This is a genomic window from Ruegeria sp. N8 (genome assembly GCF_056531325.1).
In genome coordinates, this window is sequence record NZ_JBQFLQ010000008.1 from 1 (window position 1) to 15,780 (window position 15,780).

Genomic DNA, 15,780 nt, shown 5'->3' on the forward strand with positions numbered 1-15,780 from the left:
CGATCGCGATGGAGCAGGGCCTGCGCTTCGCGATCCGCGAAGGCGGCCGCACCGTCGGCGCCGGCGTTGTGTCGAAAATCACTGAGTAATCGGTAAAGGTGCTGAGATTATTCGTCGAATAATCTCGGGCCTAAATGTTGAATTAAAGAAGGCCGTTCCACAGGGGGCGGCCTTTTTCGTTGTGCTTGTGGCAAAGCGATGTTTCTTTAGCTCGACTGCTTCGCCGACTGTGTTAGGCGCGCCAACGGAGAATTCACCTATGGATGACATCGAAATTCGATTGGCTCGGCGTCTGAAACGTCGGGGCTATCAAGTATCGGTCAATAGAGAGAGCGGGGACTATATCGCAAGCCTGGGCTTTGAGGCCGCCACTATTTTCGATGTTGGCGTCGCGTCGGGCACCTCTCATCTGTATGAGGCCTTTCCAAAGGCGAAATTTGTTCTGGTCGAGCCGATCGCGGACTATGAAATTAAGCTGCGCAAGAATTGGGGCGACAAAATTGATTTCGACTTCCATGCCTGCGGCGTTGGCGCGGAAAACGGGCAGACGACCCTTCATATACCGACAGTTGCTGGCCGAGTGTTGGGAACGCGCGCCACGATGATGGCCTTTGACGAAGCCGCCAGTGCGCATACGTCGGGCATAGAGGAAAGACAGGTGCCCGTCCGCACTTTGGATGAGATTGCGCGTTCTTACGATGGGCCTTTTGGCCTGAAGATCGATACTGAAGGGTTCGAGATTGAGGTGATCAAGGGCGCGAGCGAAATGCTTGAAAACTGCGCCTTTGTTCTGGCCGAGGTCTCGGTTCGGCGGCGATACCAGGGTGGTTATAGGTTCAGTGACTTCGTGGCGGTGATGGCCGAGCAGGGCTTCGAACTGCACGATTTCACTCGGCCTCCATCACCAGATGCCACGGATTGCGACGCGATCTTTGCGCCCTATCGCAGCGCGAAATTTGACTATCGGGACGCAAAGCTGTCCCGGATGACAAGCAAAGCCAAATAGCGCAGGGATGCTCCTGAGCCCTGCGCCTCAAACCACCTTTAATGGGGCTGCGTTTAGATCACGTCCGCCAGAACCAGTCGGATGATGTCTTCGCGTTTCAAGCTGCGTGCGCGCAGGTCCTGATCGCTCATGACCCAATAGGCCCGGATGCGCCGAACCGAAGAACGGGCCTTGGACAGCTTGAGCAGTGCCGTGCGCAGTCTATGCGGCAAGCGCCCGGTCAGGCCAACGGGGTTAAAGCTGTACGGGCGGGGTGAGGAGGGTTTGGACATGGAAACACGCCATAGGTTTGAATTCATATGGTCCGAATCCTAACCGCAGCTTATGCGATTAGGTAGCTGAGATCAGACATAGCCGCAGTGCAGCAGGTGCATGGCCCGAAGGCGTTAAAGTGCTGTTTCTGCGGCGGCGCGCACGGTGCGGATGTTCTCGCCATATACTTCGGGGGTCGAGACTGATCCGCCTTTGAACACAGCCGACCCTGCGACCAGAACGTCTGCACCGGCCGCCGCGACCAGTGGGGCGGTGTTTGGATCGACGCCGCCGTCGATCTCAATATGGATGGGGCGGTCGCCGATCATCTGGCGCAGACGGCGGACCTTGTCGGTCATGTCGATGAATTTCTGCCCGCCAAAACCGGGGTTCACGGTCATCACACAAACCAGATCAGTCAGGTCTAACAGGTGTTCGACCGCCTCGGCCGGGGTGCCGGGGTTCAGGGCAACACCAGCCTTCATGCCAGCAGCGCGGATCGCTTGCAGGGTTCGGTGAGTGTGCGGCCCTGCCTCAATGTGCGCGGTCAGGATGTCGGCTCCGGCATCGGCATAGGCCTGAATGTAAGGATCGACCGGAGTGATCATCAGATGGACATCCATCACCGTTTTCACATGCGGTCGGAACGCTTTGACCGCCGGAGGGCCGAAGGTCAGGTTAGGTACGAAATGACCGTCCATCACATCCACATGGACCCAATCGGCGCCCTGGGCTTCGATGGCCTGAATCTCGGCCCCGAAATTGGCGAAATCGGCGGAGAGGATCGACGGTGCGATCTTGATGGTGCGGTCAAAGCTCATGGCGGCCTCATGTCATCAGTAGAGTCATCGTCGCATATACCGCCGACGTCCTACAAAGGGTAGCCCCCGCGCATTTTGCGCCGTTACAAAACTTTCACTGCCCTGACACATATTCGTTGAGCAGGATCTGTAGCTGACCGCCAACATGTATTGGGGGTGGCACGTGCTGCGTATCGAAAAACTGACCAAGCGCTTTGGCGACAATATCGCCGTGGACCGGGCCACGCTGGACGTGGACAAACCTTGCATGATCGGGATCATCGGTCGTTCTGGTGCAGGGAAATCGACCTTGCTGCGGATGATCAACCGCCTGACGGACGCCAGCGAAGGCGAGATCACTTTCCAAGGACGTGATGTCACCAAGCTGAAGGGCCGCGACAAGCGTGCCTGGCAGGCCGATTGCGCGATGATCTTCCAACAGTTCAATCTGGTGCCGCGCATGGATGTGGTGTCGAACGTGCTGCATGGTACGCTGAACCGCCATTCGACATTGGCGACCATGTTCAACCTGTTTCCGATGGAGGAAATTCACCGCGCCATCGACATTCTTGACCGTCTGGGCATTGCAGAGCACGCACCCAAACGGGCCGAGGCACTTTCAGGTGGGCAGCAACAGCGGGTCGCCATTGCGCGCGCGCTGATGCAGGATCCAAGCATCATTCTGGCGGACGAACCCATTGCCTCGCTGGACCCGATGAATGCGCAGGTCGTCATGCAGGCGCTGCGCCGCATCCATGAAGAAGACGGCCGCACAGTAATCGCCAACCTACACACGCTGGATACGGCTCGTCGCTATTGCGACCGCGTTGTCGGTATGCGTGACGGTCGCATCGTGTTCGACGGCCTGCCTGAGCAACTGACAACCGGCGTCGCCCGCGAGATCTATGGCGCTGATGCCAGCTTCTCGGAAGAGGCGACATCGACCGAGATTGAGACGCTGGATGCGACTCAGAAGGCCCTGATGGAAGCGGAAGCAACCATCTAAGCCAACCACCCCTTTCATCGACCGGCCGATGAAAGGCCGGCATATCAAACCGGAGAGAGACAGATGAAAAAACTGATGGCAGCCCTGGTGGCCACAACTGCAATGGCCGCGCCGGCCCTAGCCGCGGATATCAACGAATTCCGCATCGGCATTCTGGGCGGTGAAAACGCTCAGGACCGTCTGAACAACAACGAATGCCTGCGCGAATACACCGAGGAAACACTGGGTGTTGAAACCAAACTGTTTGCACCGGCTGACTATGACGGCGTGATCCAGGGCCTACTGGGCGGCACCATCGACATGGCGTGGCTGGGTGCTTCGGGTTATGCGAAAACCTACTTGTCTGATCCCGAAGCGGTCGAGCCGGTTCTGGTCAAGGTCAACACCGATGGCGGTTATGGCTATTTCTCGATCGGTTTTGCGCGCAAAGACAGCGGCATCACCTCGCTGGAGGACATGAAGGGCAAGACCTTTGGTTTTGGCGATCCGAACTCGACCTCGGGCTACCTGATCCCGTCGATCGAAATCCCAGCGGCAACGGGTTCCACCATGGAATCGGGCGACTATTTCGGTGAGGTGAAATTCACCGGTGGCCACGAGCAGACCATCGTTGCCGTGAACAACGGTGACGTCGATGGTGGCGTAACTTGGGCTGACGGCCTGGGCGATTGGGAAGATGGGTATCAGTCGGGCGCGCTGCGTCGCGCTGTTGATGCCGGTCTGGTCGACATGAACGACATGGTCCAGATTTGGAAATCCAAGCCGATCCCCGAAGGTCCGGTTGTTCTGCGCACCGCGCTGCCTGCAGATGTAAAAGAGAAAATGACCGCTCTGATGGCTGGTCTGGCTGAGAAAGACCGTGAGTGCTTCTACGGCGTTGCCGCCGGTGAAGCCCGCGCGTTCGAGCCGATCACGCATGACGCGTATGAGATCATCATCGAAGCACGCAAGCTGAAGTCCAACTAAGCCTGCACACCCCTAAGACCGGGGTCCGGTGTTCCAAGCCGGGCCCCGTTTTCCACTCAGGAGCATTCCATGACAGACCTGACCGCAGGGTCCCTGACCGTCGACCAGATCCGGGCCGACTATACCGAGATGACACGACGCAAGCGGGTCTATGGTGGTATTCTTCTGATCGTTTTCGTGGCCTTGATGGCCGCCGGGTTCCGCAAAGCGGATGACCGCAACGCGGGCAGTTTCGCAGATGGTTGGCACCGTATCTTTGACTATCCGGCAGAGGTGCTGTCCGAAGCTTGGGAAAAGATCGACGCGTTGCCTGCCAATCTGGTCAAGTTCTTCCCGGCGCTGGTTGAGACGATCAACATCGCCGCAGCTTCCACACTGATTGGCACTATCGCGGGAACATTCCTGGCGCTGATGTCCACACGTGGAATGGCTCTCTGGCCTGCGTTGATCCCTCTGTTCCGCCGCATCGCCGATATCTGCCGCGCAATCCCTGAGATCGTGATCGCTCTGGTCCTGATCTTTATTTTGGGTGGCGGCCCGGTTCCGGCGATGATCGCCATCGCAATCCATACGGCCGGCGCGCTGGGCAAGTTGTTTTCTGAGGTGAATGAGAACGCCTCACTGAAACCGGTTGAAGGGCTGGCTTCGGTCGGCGCGAACTGGTCGCAGCGCATGTATCTGGGCGTGATCCCGCAGGTTGGGCCGAACTATGTCAGCTACGCGCTGCTGCGGTTCGAGATCAACATTCGCGCCTCGGCCATTCTGGGTTTCGTCGGCGCAGGCGGTCTGGGGTACGAGCTGCGCAACTCGATGTCCTGGGGGCAGGGCAAGTACGATCAGGCTGCCGCGATTTTCTTGCTGTTGTTCGTCACCATCGTTGTGGTCGACCAAATCTCGGGCCATCTGCGTGATCGCCTGACCCACGGATCCGAGAAAGGAGCGCGGACATGAGCACCTTGGCCACTGACCTCACCCTTGATGAGTTGAAGGCCGAGGCTGATCGTCTGTTCAGCCGAAAGCGCCTGATCAATTTTGGATTGCCTGCGTTGGTGCTGGTCTATCTGACCTATGTATTTTTCGCTTTCGACGTGCCCGGATTGGCCGGACGCGCCAACTGGGAAAACGGCAAGACGCTTGTGGCTGACAGCTACAGTTACAAAACCCACATCGAGCGAGACAATCGCACTGGCGAAGTCTCTGCCGCAATCGAGGGTGAGCGCAAGGGGGCATATCCCGAAGGCCAGGCGCCGGATTGGGTCGCCCTGGGCGAGACCACGGTGATTGATTTGGAAGACGGCCATATTGTGCGTTTCGGCCCCGAGACGGTGGAATATGACATCCCCGGATATGGTACAGTACGTGCAACGCCGACCCGTTCGGCGGGCGTTCAGGCCGAGCTGCCCGCAGGCGACGTGCCCGACTGGATCAATGTCTCAAAGAACCGGATGGCGATCACCACGGATGCGGGTCGACTGACCGTGACGCGCAACCGGTCCGAAGTGTTCCGCTATTTCAACGGGTGGGAGCTGTTCTTCTTCACCCTCGATAGCCCCTACTATGGCAAGTCGTTCCCGCAACTCATAGGGCTGGCCGCAAATGGTGAGGCGGGCGCGATCCTGAAAGATTTCTGGACCAACAAGATGTGGCGCCATCAGGACGTGGCCTGGGCCATTTTCGAGACGATCCTGATGGCCTTCCTCGGAACCTTGGGGGCAGGCATAATGGCCCTGCCGCTGGCTTTCCTTGCGACCCGCAATTTCAACCCGCTGCGTTCGGTTCGGTTTCTCACGCGCCGGGTGTTTGATTTTGTGCGCGGTGTGGACGCTCTGATCTGGACCGTCGTTCTGGCGCGGGCATTCGGCCCCGGTCCGCTGACAGGTGCGCTGGCCATTCTGGTGACGGATACTGGGACGTTCGGCAAGATTTTCTCGGAAGCGCTGGAGAATGTGGATCAAAAACAGATCGAAGGCGTCCAATCGACCGGAGCCAATGCGCCGCAACGTTATCGGTTCGGGGTGATCCCGCAGGTGACGCCGGTGCTGCTCAGCCAGTTGCTCTATTTCCTCGAATCCAACACGCGCAGCGCCACTGTGATTGGTGCGATTACGGGCGGTGGGATCGGCTTGTTGCTGACGCAGGCCATCATCACCCAGAAAGACTGGGAAGAGGTTGCCTACTACATCGTTCTGATCATCCTGATGGTGATGCTGATGGATTGGTTCTCGGGCTGGTTGCGCCGCCGATTGATCCAGGGCGAAACGAAGCCGCAACGGAAAAAGGCAAAGATCGCGTTATCCGCGAGCTAAGGAAATCACATGGCACGACTGAGTTCCGATCAACCGTTTATCCACCCAGATTGTGCGATCACCAACAGCACATTCGGCGCGTATGTCGAAATTGGTGCCGGGACGCGATTGGCCAATGTGGAGCTTGGGGACTATTCATATTGTGACAGGACCTGTGATATCGCGAACGCACAGATCGGCAAGTTTGCCAACATCGCCAGTTTTACCCGGGTCGGTGCAACGGATCACCCGATGGAGAAAGCCTCGTTGCATCACTTCCTGTATCGTTCGGCGGATTATTGGGATGACGTAGAAGATGATGCAGCTTGGTTCGAACATCGCGCCAGTCGGATGACCGTGATTGGTCATGACACATGGGTCGGCCATGCTGCGATCATCAAACCCGAAGTCACAATTGGTCACGGTGCGATTGTGGCCTCAGGTGCGGTCGTGACCAAGGATGTCACACCATACACCATTGTAGGTGGTGTGACGGCTGCTCCGATCCGGCCGAGATACCCCGCTGGCGTCGCGGAACGAATGCTGGCCTTGGCCTGGTGGGATTGGGACAATGCGCGCCTGCGGGCTGCGCTTCCGGATTTCCGGTCGCTGCAGGCGGAAGCGTTCCTCGAGAAATACGAGTAGCCGCAACATGTGTGGGCGTGGTCCTCCCGCGCCCGCGCACGCATCGGCTACGCCGATACCCGCTGGCGGCCTTGGGCCCGGCGCCGCGCTTTGCGCGGCGCTATGCCCAACAGGATGAGACCTCCGGCAGGAGGTTGAAGACGGGCGGGAGCATTTTGGGCTCAATCATCCCCAAGTGTCAGAGTAACGCGCTCACCGGCAAATGTGGTGCGGCCATATTCGATGGGTGTGCCATCGGGCGCTATGTTGATACCGATCGAATGCAGGACAGGGGCACCCTCGGGCAAGCGCAGGTGCAAAGCCTGGGTTGCGCTCGCGGCGCGTGCGGTCAGGCGGGTGGAGTGGCGGGTGTAGTCGTCGATCCCACAGCGTTGCAATGCTTTGGTCACGGATTGCGTCTCGGACAAGGCGGTCAGTATTTTGGGCAGGCGCTTGGCCGGAAAGACGCTTTGAAACAGAGCGATCGGCTGACCATCCGCTAAAGACAAGCCGTCATAGACGTGCACCGGATCGCCGGGGGTCAGACTCAGGGCCTCGGCCTCGGCCGCATCGGACGTTCGCGTTGTCAGGCTCAGGATTTTCTTGCCCGGAATTTTTCCGCTGGCCGATATGCTTTGGTGGTACCTGACGCGTTTTCCGATCGGATAGTCGGTGGGTCGCGCTGCCACAAAGACACCTGCTCCGCGCCGGGGGTGAACTAGCCCTTGCTCGGTCAGGTCTGCCAGAGCGCGTCGCACCGTATGGCGGTTCACACCATGCTTGGCGGCCAGTTGCGCCTCGGTCGGCAGTCGGTCGCCGGTGTCATAGCGGCCTTCGGCAATATCTGAGATCAGGGCCAACGCGATGCTTTTCCAGATGGGTGTTTTACTCATGTCATCAAATCTTCATGCACCGGTGGATTGCGGAAGGTACCGTTGAGGTGTAATATTTGTCTAGTTGTATAGTATAAATAGACAACCCATCCAAGAGGGTCCGATGACGGAATTGTCAGAAATCAACACCGAAGCGCGTCGGGCGTGGATGGGTCTTCTGGCCCGCGCGCCCGAAGACGCATTAATGGCCCTTTGGCAGAAATATGCCACGCCTCCGCGCTTTGAATGGCTGCGACGCCCTGAAATCGGCGGCGTTATGGTGCGGGGTCGTGCGGGGGCTACGGGTGCCCCATTCAACCTGGGGGAAATGACCGTTACCCGGTGTTCGGTGGTGTTGGAGGATGGCACGGTCGGGCATGGCTATGTCCAGGGCCGGTCCAAGCCGAAATCCGAGGCTGCCGCGCTGATTGACGCGTTGATGCAAACGGCAGCGGCGAATGACGTGCGTGCGCAGGTGATCGCGCCTTTGTCAGAGGGTGTGCAGGCAGACCGCACCCGGCGCGCGGCCAAAGCTGCTGCCACCAAGGTTGAGTTCTTCACGCTGGTTCGGGGAGAGGATTGATGACCGCACAAGCTCAGTTTTCGGGTGGATTCGACAATGCTCCGGTTCAATCGTCTCACGCCTTTCGCGCCGCGATGACCGTTATGGCGCGGCCGGGTGAGATCAGAACGCTGGCCGGGGCACAGCCACCTGCGCCGCTATCGGTTGCGGCGGGCACGTTGCTGCTGACATTGTGTGACCCCGACACCAAGGTTTGTCTGGCCGGAGAGTTAGACACGGATGCCGTGCGGCAGTGGCTGACATTCCACACCGGCGCACCCTTTACGGATGCAGCGCAGGCCGACTTCGTGGTCGGTACGTGGCAAGCGCTGTTGCCGATCGGGCAATACCGCATTGGGACGGCAGAATATCCTGACCGCTCGGCCACCCTGATCGTGGAGTGTGATGGTCTGAGAGCGCAGGGGGCCCAGTTGTCAGGACCGGGAATCCGGGACACGGCCCGACTGTCGCTGCCTGATATTCCGGCGCTGCAAGCCAACGCGGCGCTTTATCCGCTGGGCTGCGATTTCTTTTTCACATCTGGTGCAACCGTAGCGGCCTTGCCGCGCAGTACCCAGATCAGCGCGGAGGTGTAACCGATGTATGTCGCTGTCAAAGGGGGTGAGAAGGCGATCGAGAACGCCCATGCCTGGCTGGCCGAAGAGCGCCGAGGCGCGCCGGACGTGGCCGAGCTGAGCGTCGCCCAAATCCGCGAACAACTAAGCCTTGCAGTGAACCGGGTGATGGCGGAAGGGTCGCTGTATGACCCTGATCTTGCTGCACTGGCGATCAAACAGGCGCGCGGAGATCTGATCGAGGCGATTTTCCTGATCCGAGCCTACCGCACGACGCTGCCGCGCTTTGGGTACACTAACCCGGTTGCGACAGGCAATATGGCCTGCGACCGGCGCATTTCGGCCACGTTCAAGGATGCGCCCGGCGGGCAGGTGCTGGGGCCGACCTTCGACTACACCCATCGTTTGCTGGATTTCAAACTGGCCGCAGAAGGCGGCGACCCGATTGCGCCCGCAGCCGCGCCGCGCACCGAGCCAACGCCACATATCACCGAATTCCTCAAGGGTGAGGACATCATTCAGGATGAGCTCACTAGCGACGAGACACCGGGCGACCTGACACGTGAACCGATGGAGTTCCCCTCGACCCGTCCCCTGCGTCTGCAATCCCTGACCCGCGGGGATGAAGGGTTCGTGTTGGGTATGGCGTATTCCACGCAACGCGGATACGCTCGCAACCATGCGTTCGTGGGCGAACTGCGAATTGGCAGCGTCGCGGTTGAGATGGATATTCCGGAACTGGGCTTTGCCATCGAAATCGGTGAAGTCGAGTTGACCGAATGCGAGACGGTCAACCAGTTCAAGGGCTCAAAAACCGAACCACCTCAGTTCACCCGCGGTTATGGTTTGGTCTTTGGTCAATCCGAGCGTAAATCCATTGCCATGGCTCTGGTCGACCGCGCCTTGCGGTGGGAGGAGTTGGGCGAAGACAATCTGGGCGCGCCCGCGCAGGATGAGGAATTTGTCCTAAGCCATGCCGACAACATTCAGGCCACCGGTTTCTTGGAACATATCAAGCTGCCGCACTACGTGGATTTCCAGTCCGAACTGGAATTGGTCCGAAAACTGCGCCGCGAGGCTGAGGAACGGATCACGCCCAAGGAGGCTGCGGAATGAAGGTCGTTGTATTCGATATCGGTGGCGTATTGGTTGATTGGCACCCCCATCTTGCCTGGGTTGACGATCTGGGGTCCGAGGACGCCGCCCATGCCTTTATCGAACGCACCGGGTTCAAAGCCAAAAACGCGCGGGGAGACAATGGCGAGCGGTTCGCGGATATGGCCAAAGAGTTGGCGAACCCAGAGGATCAGAACCTGTTCGCCTCCTACGTGGAGCGATATACCCTTACTGTTCAGAACGCGGTTAACGGCACTTGGGATATCCTCGATCGCCTCAAGGCGAATGGAACCCCCGTCCACGCTATTACCAATTGGTCGGCCGAAACCTGGCCAGAGGGTCTGAAAGTGCATCCCCGGTTGGGTGAGGTGTTCGGCACGTTGGTGGTGTCGGGTCAGGAAGGCGTCATGAAGCCTGATCCGCGTATTTTTAGACTTCTGTGCGAACGGGCCGCTGTTCAGCCCCAAAACTGCGTGTTCATCGACGATGGTTTGCACAATGTCGAAGGCGCGCGTGCTGTAGGAATGGACGCTATTCATTTTGTCGGCGCCGAAGCACTGGAAACTGAATTGTCCGAGAGGGGAATACTATGAGTGAGTACAATTTCGCCTATCTCGACGAGCAAACCAAGCGGATGATCCGGCGGGCGATCCTCAAAGGACTGGCGGTACCTGGATATCAGGTGCCCTTTGCCAGCCGCGAGATGCCGATGCCTTATGGCTGGGGCACCGGCGGGGTGCAGGTCTCGGCCGCGACGCTGACGCCGGATGATACGTTCAAGGTGATTGATCAGGGCGCGGATGACACGACTAACGCGGTCTCGATCCGTAAGTTCTTTGAGAACACCGCCGGGGTCGCGACCACCGAAGAAACCGAAAAGGCCACTGTCATCCAGACCCGCCACCGGATCCCCGAGGCCAAGCTGACCGAGGATCAGATACTGGTCTATCAGGTGCCGATCCCCGAGCCTCTGCGCTTTCTGGAACCGCGTGAGACGGAAACGCGCAAGATGCACGCGCTTGAAGAATACGGACTGATGCATGTGAAGCTGTATGAAGATATTAGTCAGCACGGGGCAATTTCGACCGCATACGCCTATCCGGTAAAAGTGTCAGGGCGCTATGTGATGGATCCGTCTCCGATCCCTAAATTCGACAACCCCAAGCTGGAAATGGAAGCGATCCAGCTGTTCGGCGCGGGGCGCGAGCAGCGCATCTATGCGGTGCCGCCGCACACCAAGGTCGTCAGCCTCGACTTCGAGGACTATCCGTTCGAGGCGACCAAGGCAGACCATCCCTGCGACCTGTGCGGGGCCGAAGACAGCTATCTGGACGAGTTGATCATGGATGATGCGGGCAACCGAATGTTTGTCTGCTCCGACACCGATTACTGCCGCTCACGCCGCGCTGCGGGGCACGAAGGGCGTTTGGCCAAGGAGGATGCAGCATGATGCGTGAACACGTACTGGGAATTGATCATCTGGGCCTGACGGTTTCGGACCTTGAGGCGACCAAGGCGTTCTTTGTCGAGGCGCTGGGCTGGGATGTGGTCGGTGGACGGCCCGAATACCCCTCGGCCTTTATCAGCAACGGCTCGGCGGTTCTGACGCTGTGGCAGCAAAAGGGCGAAGATCAGCACGGCTTCGATCGTCATGCCAATGTCGGGTTGCACCATGTGGCGTTCAAAATCCCGTCGCGCGAGTCTTTGGATGTGGTGTTTGCCGCTGTGAAAGACTGGCCCGGCGTTCAGGTGGAATTTGCCCCCGAACCTTCGGGTGCTGGGCCAAAAATCCATTTCATGATCCAAGAGCCTGGCGGCAATCGGATCGAATTTGCCTATGACCCGAGGTAGAGCCATGACCCCGCTGTTAAGCGTTCAGAACATCCGAAAAACCTATGGCACCCGGATCGGCTGTACCGACGTCAGCTTTGATCTCTATCCCGGTGAGGTGATGGGAATTGTGGGCGAAAGCGGCTCGGGCAAGTCGACGTTGCTGAATTGTCTGGCCGGTCATCTGGAACCGGACGAGGGGCGGGTTGTTTTCGATACACGAACCGACGGGCCGGTGGATACGGTGACGATGTCGGAACCCGAGCGCCGGATGCTGGGCCGCACCGATTGGGCCTTTGTCCACCAGCACGCCCGCGACGGGCTGCGTATGACAGTCAGCGCGGGCGGTAATATTGGTGAGCGTCTGATGGCCGTGGGCGACCGTCACTATGGTGACATCCGCGACAAGGCCATCGACTGGCTGGGCCGGGTCGAGATCGAAGCGAACCGCGTCGATGACCGCCCCACCGCCTTTTCCGGTGGGATGCAGCAGCGGTTGCAGATCGCGCGCAATCTGGTGACCGGGCCTCGGCTGGTTTTCATGGATGAACCGACGGGCGGGCTGGATGTTTCGGTTCAGGCGCGTCTGCTGGATTTGCTGCGCGGGTTGGTGCGCGAGATGGGGTTGAGCGCCATCATCGTCACGCATGATCTGGCTGTGGTGCGCCTGTTGGCGGACCGGCTGATGGTGATGAAAGACGGTCATGTGGTCGAATCCGGCCTGACCGATCAGGTGCTGGACGATCCGCAACATGCGTACACGCAGTTGCTGGTCTCAAGCGTGTTGCAGGTGTGAGAGATGATTGAACTGAACAACGTCAGCAAAAGCTTTACCCTGCACAATCAGGGCAGCGCGGTGATCCCTGTGATGGAGGGCGCGACACTCAGCGTGGCCCCCGGGGAATGCGTGGCTTTGACCGGAGCGTCCGGGGCGGGCAAATCCACCCTGATGCGGGTGATCTATGGCAACTATCTGGCCGCCTCGGGGCAAGTCATGGTGGGCGGCGTGGATGTGGCGCAGGCTGAACCGCGCGAGATTCTGGCCCTGCGGCGGGACACTCTGGGCTATGTCAGCCAGTTCCTGCGGGTGGTGCCGCGCGTGCCGACGCTTGAGGTGGTGGCCGAGCCTCTGCTGGCCGTCGGATGCGACCGTCAGTCGGCGCTCGACAAGGCGGCAGGGCTGTTGGCGCGGCTGAATATTCCTGAACGCCTTTGGACGCTTAGCCCCACGACCTTTTCGGGCGGTGAGCAGCAGCGCGTGAACATCGCGCGGGGCTTTGCGCATGACTATCCGGCGATGCTGCTGGATGAGCCCACCGCCTCGCTTGACCTTCAAAACCGCGAAACCGTGCTGAGTCTGATCGAAGAGGCCAAAGCGCGTGGAGCGGCCATCATCGGCATTTTCCACGATGTCGGCGCGCGTGACCGGGTGTGTGATCGAGAGATCAACGTCTCGGACTTCACTCCGGGGATGGCCGCATGACCCTTGCACCGGTCATTGCGGTCGTCGGACCCTCGGGCGTTGGCAAGGACAGCGTGATCGAGGCGCTAGAGGCGCGCTCCGCACGTATCCACCGGATGCGCCGGGTGATCACCCGCCCCGAGGGCGAGGACGGCGAAGATTTCGACCGGGTCTCCGAAGGCACATTTCAGCAGATGGTGGATGAGGATGCCTTTGCCCTGCACTGGCCGGCCCATGGGTTGCTGTATGGGGTGCCCCAAAGCATCCAGCAGCTGCGGGGGCAGGCGGATGCAGTTTTGGTGAACCTGTCCCGATCCGTGCTTTTGCGCGCGCAAGAGGTGTTTGGTGATCTGGTCGTGATCTCGCTGACTGCCGACCCGCGGGTGCTGGCGCAGCGCCTGTCGGCGCGTGGGCGCGAAAGTGCGACGGATCAGGCTCGTCGGCTTGAACGCGCGCAGATCACGCTGCCCGATGGATTGCGCCGGGTGGTGCAGATCGACAATTCCGGTCCGCTGGACCAGACGGTCAGTGCCATCCTGACCCAGCTTCAGCCGGAAAGGGCATAGCGATGGATCAGGTGAAACCGCCCGTCCTCGGTCTCGCCCATCAGCGCCAGATCGGTGATGTGGAACGGCGTGGGCAGCAGGGGCGCAAGCCGCGTGTCCAACGCATCCTGAACGGTGGCCAGCGTGGGTTTGTCCAACTTGCCGCTGAGGGTGATGTGAAAGCGGAACGAGTCCATCACGTAAGGGTATCCCCATTGCACCAGATTGGCCTCATGCGCTGGCGACAGCCCGGTGCCACGACGACGCTGCAATTCGGCCTCGGATGCGGGCGCGCGGAAGCTGTCCAGATCACGCACGCAGGCGGCGGCCAGCGCGTTCAGCGCGGCCTCGCCACCTGCGGGGCGCAGGGCCAGGAACCGGCCCAGTCGTGCGATCTCAAGCCCCTCCAACGTGACCGGAGCCTGCGCAGAGGCCATCTGCGCGCAAGCATCGCGCAGCGCCTCAACCGTCTGCCCGTTGCGCAGTCGGAACGGAGGCTTCATCGTCGCGTGCAGCCCGTATTTGCGCGGCACCTGCGTGACGGCGGCCACATCCACGCCGGGGATATCGGGGTGCGCGACCGTCGCGCCGGTCTCAACGTCCCAGCCCAGCCAGCTTGTGCCAAACCGGGTCCACTCGGCCCCCTCGGGTGGCGCAAAATAGATCGCGTATCGCGTGAATGTCACATTGGCCTCCTATGCGTGGCCTACCCAATAGCTCAGACCGTGTGAAGTTCAGATGACAGAAGAAATGATCCTTGCCAATGCCACGCTGGTTCTGCCCGATGAGACGGTCACAGGCAGCATCCGCGTCACCGGTGAAACCATCGCCGAGATCGCCACGGGCAGCACCGTGCCGCCCGGCGCAGTGGATTGCGGCGGCGACTATGTCTGCCCCGGTCTGGTCGAACTGCACACGGACAATCTGGAACGCCACATCCAGCCGCGCCCCAAAGTCGACTGGCCCCACGCGGCGGCGATTTTGGCGCACGATGCGGAACTGGCCAGCACCGGGATCACCACTGTGTTCGACGCCATGCGCATCGGTTCGATCCCATCGGGCAACCGCTACAAGAAATACGCCCGCGAGCTGTCGCGCGAACTGTGGGATCTGCGCGAACAGGATGCGCTGAAGATCAGCCATTTTCTACACCTGCGGGCCGAGGTCTGCTCGGAAACCCTCGTGGCCGAGCTGGACGAGTTCGGCCCCGAGGATCGCGTCGGTTTGGTGTCGCTGATGGATCACACGCCCGGCCAGAGGCAGTTCCGCGATATGACCCAGCTTGAGGCCTACATGAAGGGCAAGCATGGCATGAACGATGATGACTTCCTGCAGCACGTGGCACAACTGAAGGCGTTGCGCGATCGGTTCGGCGATCAGCACGAGGTCGAGACGGTCAAGGCCGCCAAACGGTTCGGGGCGATGCTGGCCAGCCACGATGACACGACGCAGGATCAGGTGGCCGTTTCGGCGGGGCATGGCATCACGCTGGCCGAATTCCCTACCACGGTCGAGGCCGCCCGGGCCTGCCACGATCACGGAATCAAGGTTATGATGGGGGCGCCCAATGTGATCCGGGGTGGGTCTCATTCCGGCAATGTCGCGGCGCAGGAACTGGCTGATCTGGGCCATCTGGATATTTTGTCGTCAGACTATGTGCCCGCCGCGCTGCTGCTGTCGGCAACCCGCCTGGGCGATATGTGGGGCAATATGGCGCGTGGTCTGCGCACTGTGACGCAAACACCTGCACAAGCTGTGGGTCTACAGGATCGCGGTGAGCTGCGTGAAGGTGCCCGCGCCGATGTCATTCGGTTCCGTCTGCGCGAGGGTGCTCCTGCGTTGAACGGTGTTTGGTCGCGGGGACGGCGTGTGGCCTGAT

Annotated in this window: 21 protein-coding genes; 17 read left to right on the forward strand and 4 right to left on the reverse strand. The window is 60.1% G+C overall.

Going from position 1 to position 15,780, the window contains the following annotated elements:
- Positions 1 to 89 (forward strand): EF-Tu C-terminal domain-related protein (locus ACR0C5_RS14915; protein ID WP_370001509.1); only part of this gene is annotated, 89 nt, incomplete at its 5' end.
- A gap of 170 nt (positions 90 to 259) precedes the next feature.
- Positions 260 to 1,006, forward strand: a complete 747-nt coding sequence (locus tag ACR0C5_RS14920) for an FkbM family methyltransferase (RefSeq protein ID WP_170769852.1) — start codon at positions 260 to 262, stop codon at positions 1,004 to 1,006.
- A 53-nt stretch (positions 1,007 to 1,059) separates the two neighbouring features.
- On the opposite strand, the gene ACR0C5_RS14925 is transcribed toward ACR0C5_RS14920, so the two are convergent.
- Positions 1,060 to 1,278 (reverse strand): hypothetical protein, encoded by a 219-nt coding sequence (locus ACR0C5_RS14925; RefSeq protein ID WP_170769853.1) that lies wholly within the window; start codon positions 1,276 to 1,278, stop codon positions 1,060 to 1,062.
- Between the two features lie 114 nt (positions 1,279 to 1,392).
- Positions 1,393 to 2,079, reverse strand: coding sequence for a ribulose-phosphate 3-epimerase (gene rpe / locus ACR0C5_RS14930; protein ID WP_170782970.1), 687 nt, complete (start codon positions 2,077 to 2,079; stop codon positions 1,393 to 1,395).
- Between the two features lie 163 nt (positions 2,080 to 2,242).
- On the opposite strand from rpe, the gene phnC reads away from it, so the two are divergent.
- The 5 genes from phnC to ACR0C5_RS14955 all read left to right on the forward strand — a co-directional run bounded on the left by phnC (position 2,243) and on the right by ACR0C5_RS14955 (position 6,960).
- Positions 2,243 to 3,064 carry a phosphonate ABC transporter ATP-binding protein gene (gene phnC / locus ACR0C5_RS14935; protein WP_170769855.1) on the forward strand — a complete coding sequence of 274 codons (822 nt, stop codon included), beginning with the start codon at positions 2,243 to 2,245 and terminating at the stop codon, positions 3,062 to 3,064.
- A gap of 63 nt (positions 3,065 to 3,127) precedes the next feature.
- Entirely contained in the window at positions 3,128 to 4,030 is a 903-nt protein-coding gene (gene phnD, locus ACR0C5_RS14940; RefSeq protein WP_170790305.1) for a phosphonate ABC transporter substrate-binding protein, read from the forward strand.
- A gap of 69 nt (positions 4,031 to 4,099) precedes the next feature.
- Entirely contained in the window at positions 4,100 to 4,981 is an 882-nt protein-coding gene (phnE, locus tag ACR0C5_RS14945; RefSeq protein WP_480877615.1) for a phosphonate ABC transporter, permease protein PhnE, read from the forward strand.
- Positions 4,978 to 6,336 carry a phosphonate ABC transporter, permease protein PhnE gene (gene phnE / locus ACR0C5_RS14950; RefSeq protein WP_480877617.1) on the forward strand — a complete coding sequence of 453 codons (1,359 nt, stop codon included), beginning with the start codon at positions 4,978 to 4,980 and terminating at the stop codon, positions 6,334 to 6,336. Before phnE (ACR0C5_RS14945) ends, phnE (ACR0C5_RS14950) begins: the two co-directional genes overlap by 4 nt.
- Before the next feature lie 9 nt (positions 6,337 to 6,345).
- Positions 6,346 to 6,960: an LbetaH domain-containing protein gene (locus tag ACR0C5_RS14955; RefSeq protein WP_170782966.1), complete on the forward strand. Its 615-nt coding sequence runs from the start codon at positions 6,346 to 6,348 to the stop codon at positions 6,958 to 6,960.
- A 161-nt stretch (positions 6,961 to 7,121) separates the two neighbouring features.
- Here the strand turns inward: ACR0C5_RS14955 and phnF are convergent, their stop codons facing one another.
- Positions 7,122 to 7,832 carry a phosphonate metabolism transcriptional regulator PhnF gene (gene phnF, locus ACR0C5_RS14960; RefSeq protein WP_170790309.1) on the reverse strand — a complete coding sequence of 237 codons (711 nt, stop codon included), beginning with the start codon at positions 7,830 to 7,832 and terminating at the stop codon, positions 7,122 to 7,124.
- A gap of 103 nt (positions 7,833 to 7,935) precedes the next feature.
- Here phnF and phnG point away from each other — a divergent pair, with 103 nt between their 5' ends.
- From phnG to phnN, 9 genes are read left to right on the forward strand one after another with little or no spacing between them, the layout of a single operon-like run.
- A complete protein-coding gene (gene phnG, locus ACR0C5_RS14965; protein WP_170790310.1) occupies positions 7,936 to 8,394 on the forward strand; it encodes a phosphonate C-P lyase system protein PhnG in 459 nt (152 codons plus the stop codon).
- Entirely contained in the window at positions 8,394 to 8,969 is a 576-nt protein-coding gene (gene phnH, locus ACR0C5_RS14970; RefSeq protein ID WP_170790311.1) for a phosphonate C-P lyase system protein PhnH, read from the forward strand. Before phnG ends, phnH begins: the two co-directional genes overlap by 1 nt.
- A gap of 3 nt (positions 8,970 to 8,972) precedes the next feature.
- Entirely contained in the window at positions 8,973 to 10,064 is a 1,092-nt protein-coding gene (locus ACR0C5_RS14975; protein WP_480877620.1) for a carbon-phosphorus lyase complex subunit, read from the forward strand.
- The gene (locus ACR0C5_RS14980) at positions 10,061 to 10,657 is read left to right on the forward strand and encodes an HAD family hydrolase (RefSeq protein ID WP_480877622.1); all 597 of its coding nucleotides are present in this window, start codon (positions 10,061 to 10,063) and stop codon (positions 10,655 to 10,657) included. Before ACR0C5_RS14975 ends, ACR0C5_RS14980 begins: the two co-directional genes overlap by 4 nt.
- Positions 10,654 to 11,514, forward strand: coding sequence for an alpha-D-ribose 1-methylphosphonate 5-phosphate C-P-lyase PhnJ (locus tag ACR0C5_RS14985; protein ID WP_480877624.1), 861 nt, complete (start codon positions 10,654 to 10,656; stop codon positions 11,512 to 11,514). The genes ACR0C5_RS14980 and ACR0C5_RS14985 overlap by 4 nt, the downstream gene beginning before the upstream one ends.
- The gene (locus tag ACR0C5_RS14990; RefSeq protein ID WP_214646777.1) at positions 11,511 to 11,915 is read left to right on the forward strand and encodes a VOC family protein; all 405 of its coding nucleotides are present in this window, start codon (positions 11,511 to 11,513) and stop codon (positions 11,913 to 11,915) included. The genes ACR0C5_RS14985 and ACR0C5_RS14990 overlap by 4 nt, the downstream gene beginning before the upstream one ends.
- A 4-nt stretch (positions 11,916 to 11,919) precedes the next feature.
- On the forward strand, positions 11,920 to 12,690 hold the full coding sequence (gene phnK / locus ACR0C5_RS14995) for a phosphonate C-P lyase system protein PhnK (RefSeq protein WP_480877626.1): 771 nt from the start codon (positions 11,920 to 11,922) through the stop codon (positions 12,688 to 12,690).
- A gap of 3 nt (positions 12,691 to 12,693) precedes the next feature.
- Positions 12,694 to 13,377, forward strand: coding sequence for a phosphonate C-P lyase system protein PhnL (phnL, locus tag ACR0C5_RS15000; protein WP_480859656.1), 684 nt, complete (start codon positions 12,694 to 12,696; stop codon positions 13,375 to 13,377).
- Positions 13,374 to 13,922 carry a phosphonate metabolism protein/1,5-bisphosphokinase (PRPP-forming) PhnN gene (phnN, locus tag ACR0C5_RS15005; protein ID WP_170790317.1) on the forward strand — a complete coding sequence of 183 codons (549 nt, stop codon included), beginning with the start codon at positions 13,374 to 13,376 and terminating at the stop codon, positions 13,920 to 13,922. The genes phnL and phnN overlap by 4 nt, the downstream gene beginning before the upstream one ends.
- Here phnN and ACR0C5_RS15010 read toward each other — a convergent pair.
- The gene (locus tag ACR0C5_RS15010) at positions 13,904 to 14,587 is read right to left on the reverse strand and encodes a DUF1045 domain-containing protein (protein ID WP_170782956.1); all 684 of its coding nucleotides are present in this window, start codon (positions 14,585 to 14,587) and stop codon (positions 13,904 to 13,906) included. The two genes, phnN and ACR0C5_RS15010, sit on opposite strands and share 19 nt — an antisense overlap.
- A 52-nt stretch (positions 14,588 to 14,639) precedes the next feature.
- Here ACR0C5_RS15010 and ACR0C5_RS15015 point away from each other — a divergent pair, with 52 nt between their 5' ends.
- Positions 14,640 to 15,779, forward strand: a complete 1,140-nt coding sequence (locus ACR0C5_RS15015) for an alpha-D-ribose 1-methylphosphonate 5-triphosphate diphosphatase (protein WP_170769870.1) — start codon at positions 14,640 to 14,642, stop codon at positions 15,777 to 15,779.
- The last annotated feature ends 1 nt before the right edge of the window (position 15,780 follow it).